We start from the raw sequence: 4,723 nt of genomic DNA, 5'->3' as shown, positions 1-4,723 counted from the left end.
TCGCGGGCGCGCGTGCGCCAGGCGCCGCAGCCGCAGGCCGCCGCGCGCGCGACGGACAGCCACCCGGCCGCGCCGATGATCAACAACCCGCTCGTCAGTACCGAGAAGCTGATCATCATCGGCGCGTCGACGGGCGGCACCGAGGCGATCCGCGAAGTGCTGACGCCGCTGCCGCCGGATGCGCCGGCCGTGCTGATCGCGCAGCACATGCCGCCGGGCTTCACGAAGTCGTTCGCGCAACGGCTGAACGGCCTGTGCCGGATCGCGGTGAAGGAAGCCGAGCACGGCGAGCGCGTGCTGCCGGGCCACGCGTATATTGCGCCGGGCCACGCGCACCTGTTGCTTGCGAGAAGCGGGGCGAACTATATTGCGCAACTGTCGGACGAGCCGCCGGTGAACCGGCACCGCCCGTCGGTCGACGTGCTGTTCCGCTCGGCGGCGACGCACGCGGGCAAGAACGCGCTCGGGGTGATCCTGACCGGGATGGGCCGCGACGGCGCGGCCGGCCTGCTGGAAATGAAACGCGCGGGCGCTCACACGTTCGCGCAGGATGAAGCAAGCTGCATCGTGTTCGGGATGCCGCGCGAGGCGATCGCGCTCGGCGGCGCGGACGAGATCGTGCCGCTCGCCGAGATGAGCCGTCGCGTGATGGCGCGCCTGGCGACGATGGGCGACCGCGTGCAGCGCGTTTGAATGGAATGTCACGGGGCGCGTGCCACGATACGCGTCCCGACGGAAACGAATCTGGAAAGGAACGACGATGGACAAGAGCATGAAAATCCTGGTGGTGGACGATTTCCCGACGATGCGCCGGATCGTCCGCAACCTGCTCAAGGAACTGGGCTATTCGAACGTCGACGAGGCCGAGGACGGCGCGGCCGGCCTGGCGCGGCTGCGCGGCGGCGGTTTCGACTTCGTGATCTCCGACTGGAACATGCCGAACCTCGACGGCCTCGCGATGCTGAAGGAAATCCGCGCGGACGCGACGCTCACGCACCTGCCGGTGCTGATGGTCACGGCCGAGTCGAAGAAGGAGAACATCATCGCGGCCGCGCAGGCCGGCGCGAGCGGCTACGTCGTGAAACCGTTCACGGCCGCGACGCTCGACGAGAAGCTGAACAAGATCATCGACAAGATGGCGAAGACCGGGAGCTGACGTGAACGAGCCGATCCATGCCGCGCTGACCGGCGCCGGGTTCAGCGCCGACGGCCAGGCCGAAGGCGCCGATTTCGCGAGCGACCGCATCCTCGCGCGCATCGGCCATGTCACGCGCACGCTGCGCGATTCGATGCGCGAGCTCGGGCTCGACAAGCATGTCGAGCGGGCGGCGGAAGCCGTGCCCGATGCGCGCGACCGGCTGCGCTACGTCGCGACGATGACCGAGCAGGCCGCCGTGCGCGTGCTGAACGCGATCGAGGTCGCGAAGCCGATGCAGGAGCGCATCCAGAACGAGGCCGAGGCGCTCGACGCGCGCTGGGCGCAGTGGTACGCGGCACCGATCGAGCACGCGGAAGTGCGCGAGCTGATGGACGATACGCGCACGTTCCTGCGCACGCTGCCCGAGTCGGCTTCGGCCACCCGCGCGCAACTGCTCGAGATCATGCTCGCGCAGGATTTCCAGGACCTGACCGGGCAGGTGATCAAGAAGATCATGGACATGGTCTACCTGATCGAGCAGCAGCTCCTCACGGTGCTCGTCGAGAACATCGCGCCCGAGCGGCGCGAGCAGTTCGCGGCCACCGCGGCGTTGCTCGCGGCCGAGCAGATCAGCCCGACCGGCAGCCCCGAGTCGCTGCTGAACGGCCCGCAGATCGCGCCGGAAGGCAAGACCGACGTGGTCCAGGACCAGGGGCAGGTGGACGACCTGCTCGCCAGCCTGGGCTTCTGACCCTGCCGCGGGCATCGGCGCGCCGCGTCTCGCAGCGGCGCCCGATGCCCGCGTCACACCGTCCCCCGCACTGCTTCACCGCGCACGCGGCCCCCGCGTGGCGCAGCGCGATCCTGCGTCAAATTGACACTTCGACACACTCAGCAGGCATACTACGCGTCAGCAGCAACGTAGCGTCAATCGTACGATTTCATATGTTGGCTGGTGGCGCGGGCGCGATGGCCGCACCGCCGTCGACGAAGCCAGTCCCTTGGGGGGGAACGTGAAGCTGAAACGCTTGGGCTGGGCCGTCGCGCACGCGACGGCTGCAATGGGTGTGCTGTGGAGCGTCCACGCATACGCTGAACTGGGCGGCGCGCCGATGTCGCCGCCGGCGGACGATCGGGCCGCAACCGTGCGCGCACTGCAGCGCGCGATGCGTTCGGCAGACGGCATGCAGACGAGCACGGCCGCCTATACCGTCCGCGAGATCACGCTCGGATCGGGCACCGTCATCCACGAATACACGTCGGCCGCCGGCAGCGTGTTCGGCCTCGCATGGCAAGGGCCGACGATGCCGGATCTCGCGTCGCTGCTCGGCAGCTATTTCCCGCAGTACACCGCAGGCGTCCAGGCGGCGCACCAGGCGCGCGGCTGGCGCGCGCCCGTGTCCGTCGACACCAGCGGCCTCGTGATCCGGACAGGCGGCCACATGGGCGCCTTCTCGGGCCAGGCGTGGCTGCCGGCGGCGCTGCCTGCCGGCCTGACCGGCACCGACATCCAGTGACAGCGGGAGAGCGATCTTGAGAATTCCTCGTACATTCAAGCGCTGGCTCGGCGTGCTGGGCCTTGCGGCGGCAACGGCCGTCCTCGTGACGGCATGCGGCGGCGGAGACGGCGGCGGCAGCAGCTCGGGCAACAACGGCAACGGCGGCAACAATGGTAACGGCGGCTCGGACGGCAACTCCGGGAACACGGCCGTCATCACCGTCAGCGCCGGCGTCGCGAACGTGATCAACATCCCGACCGTCAGCCTGAAGGTCTGCGCGCCGGGCACGTCGAACTGCCAGGTGGTCAACAACGTGCTCGTCGATACCGCGTCCTACGGGTTGCGGCTCGTCGGCAGCGCCGTGTCGGGCGTGCTCGGCAGCCTCCCGCAGGTGACGAGCGGCGGCGCGCCGGTCGCCGAGTGCGGCAAGTTCGTGTCGAGCTATACGTGGGGGTCGGTGCGCACGGTCGACCTGTCGATCGGCTCCGAGCAGGCGAGTTCGCTGCCCGTGCAGATCATCGGCGACCTCGGCACGACCAACGTGCCGAGCTCGTGCACGAACGGCGGCGCGTCGGCCAACTCGGCGAGCGCGCTCGGCGCGAACGGGATCCTCGGCATCGGGCCGGCGCCGGTCGACTGCGGCACGACCTGCGCGACGTCGACGTCGACGAACAACAACTATTACGCGTGCCCGAACGGCAACAACGCGAACTGCACGGTCGCGCTCGTGCCGGTGGCGCAGCAGGTGGCCAACCCGGTGCATCGCTTCGCGGACAGCAGCGGGGTGAGCGTGAGCATGCCGCAAATTTCGGACAGCGGGCAGGCCAGCGCCACCGGGACGCTGACGTTCGGCCTGCCCGACCTGACCGGGAAGACCGTGATGACGTCGACCACGACGGGCGACGTCAGCGCGACGTTCCAGGGGCGCAACGTGACCGCGTTCTTCGATACGGGTTCGAATGCGTACTTCTTCAACGATACGTCGGGCAAGTTGCCGGCCTGCCCGAAGAACACGCAGTTCTACTGCCCGTCGACGACGATCAGCAATTCGGCGACGCTGACCGGCCAGAACGGCGTGAGCGGCACGGTGACGATGCCCGTCGCGAACGCGGATTCGCTGTTCTCGAACCCGTCGACGTTCGCGTTCGACGACATCGCGGGTCCGTTCGGCTCGTCCAGCTGGCTCGACATCGGCATGCCGCACTTCTACAACCGGACGATCTACTTCGGGATGGACAAGACCGCGAGCGGCGGCGCGGCGCCTTTCGTCGCGTTCTGACGCGGCACGGCGACACGCAGGACCAGGGGGCGAGCGATCGCCCCCTTTTTTTATTCGGCGGCCGTGCGCGGCACGACAGGTCCGACCGGTGCGCCGTCGCGCGCGGGCACAGCGCCTACGATGTAATACCGGCACCCATGCCGGCACGACATCGAGGAGGCAGCGCCATGAACCCGCGCATACAACGCATCACGCCGTTCCTGTGGTTCGACCGCGACGCCGAGGCGGCCGCCGGTTTCTACGTATCGGTGTTCGACAACGCGCGCATCGTGCACGTCGCGCGCTACGGCAAGGCCGGCGCGCACGCGTCCGGCAGCGCGGAGGGTGCGGTGATGACCGTCGCGTTCGAGCTCGACGGGCAGGCCTTCGTCGCGCTGAACGGCGGCCCCGTGTTCCAGATCACGCCGGCCGTGTCGTTCGTCGTCAACTGCCGGGACCAGGACGAAATCGACCGCTACTGGGCGCGCCTGTCGGAAGGCGGCGACGAGCGTGCGCAGCAGTGCGGCTGGCTGCGCGACCGCTTCGGCGTGTCGTGGCAGGTCGTGCCGGCGCAGATGAGCGAGCTGATGACGGGCGATCCGGCGCGCGCGGAGCGCGTGATGGCGCAGGTGATGACGATGAAGAAGCTCGATCTCGACGCGTTGCAGCGGGCGGCGGCGGGCTAGGGGCCGGGTGGCGGGGTGCTGCCATGAGTTGCAGCGCACGGCCGGGCTGTCGCGCGACGAGATCCGCGCGATCGGCGTGCACGGCCAGACCGTGCGCCATCGCCCCGAGCGCGGCTATACGCGGCAGATCAACAACCCGGCG

6 protein-coding genes and 1 pseudogene are annotated in these 4,723 nt (G+C 69.1%); all 7 read left to right on the top strand.

What is annotated here, in order from left to right:
- Positions 1-693: chemotaxis-specific protein-glutamate methyltransferase CheB (gene cheB / locus G3N98_RS38505; protein ID WP_206151049.1), on the top strand; the 693-nt coding region annotated here is incomplete at its 5' end.
- Positions 694-760: 67 nt separating this feature from the next.
- Positions 761-1,156, top strand: a complete 396-nt coding sequence (gene cheY / locus G3N98_RS38500) for a chemotaxis response regulator CheY (protein ID WP_039346818.1) — start codon at positions 761-763, stop codon at positions 1,154-1,156.
- A 1-nt stretch (position 1,157) separates the two neighbouring features.
- The gene (gene cheZ / locus G3N98_RS38495; RefSeq protein WP_089424238.1) at positions 1,158-1,889 is read left to right on the top strand and encodes a protein phosphatase CheZ; all 732 of its coding nucleotides are present in this window, start codon (positions 1,158-1,160) and stop codon (positions 1,887-1,889) included.
- Positions 1,890-2,151: 262 nt separating this feature from the next.
- Positions 2,152-2,655, top strand: coding sequence for a DUF2844 domain-containing protein (locus G3N98_RS38490; protein ID WP_089424239.1), 504 nt, complete (start codon positions 2,152-2,154; stop codon positions 2,653-2,655).
- Positions 2,656-2,671: 16 nt separating this feature from the next.
- On the top strand, positions 2,672-3,916 hold the full coding sequence (locus G3N98_RS38485) for a DUF3443 family protein (protein ID WP_206151048.1): 1,245 nt from the start codon (positions 2,672-2,674) through the stop codon (positions 3,914-3,916).
- Positions 3,917-4,083: 167 nt separating this feature from the next.
- Complete coding sequence (locus tag G3N98_RS38480; RefSeq protein WP_089424241.1) at positions 4,084-4,581, top strand: VOC family protein; 498 nt, start codon at positions 4,084-4,086, stop codon at positions 4,579-4,581.
- A gap of 4 nt (positions 4,582-4,585) precedes the next feature.
- Positions 4,586-4,723 (top strand): annotated as a pseudogene (locus tag G3N98_RS38475) (anhydro-N-acetylmuramic acid kinase); the annotation flags it as partial.

The sequence above is a fragment of the Burkholderia sp. Tr-20390 genome (assembly GCF_017104595.1).
Classification (GTDB): Bacteria; Pseudomonadota; Gammaproteobacteria; order Burkholderiales; family Burkholderiaceae; genus Burkholderia.
This window is presented reverse-complemented; position numbering and strand designations above follow the sequence as displayed.

Coding starts and splice junctions, on each gene's coding strand:
- cheY (WP_039346818.1), top strand. CDS start 761: ATGGACAAGAGCATGAAAATCCTGGTGGTGGACGATTTCCCGACGATG.
- G3N98_RS38480 (WP_089424241.1), top strand. CDS start 4,084: ATGAACCCGCGCATACAACGCATCACGCCGTTCCTGTGGTTCGACCGC.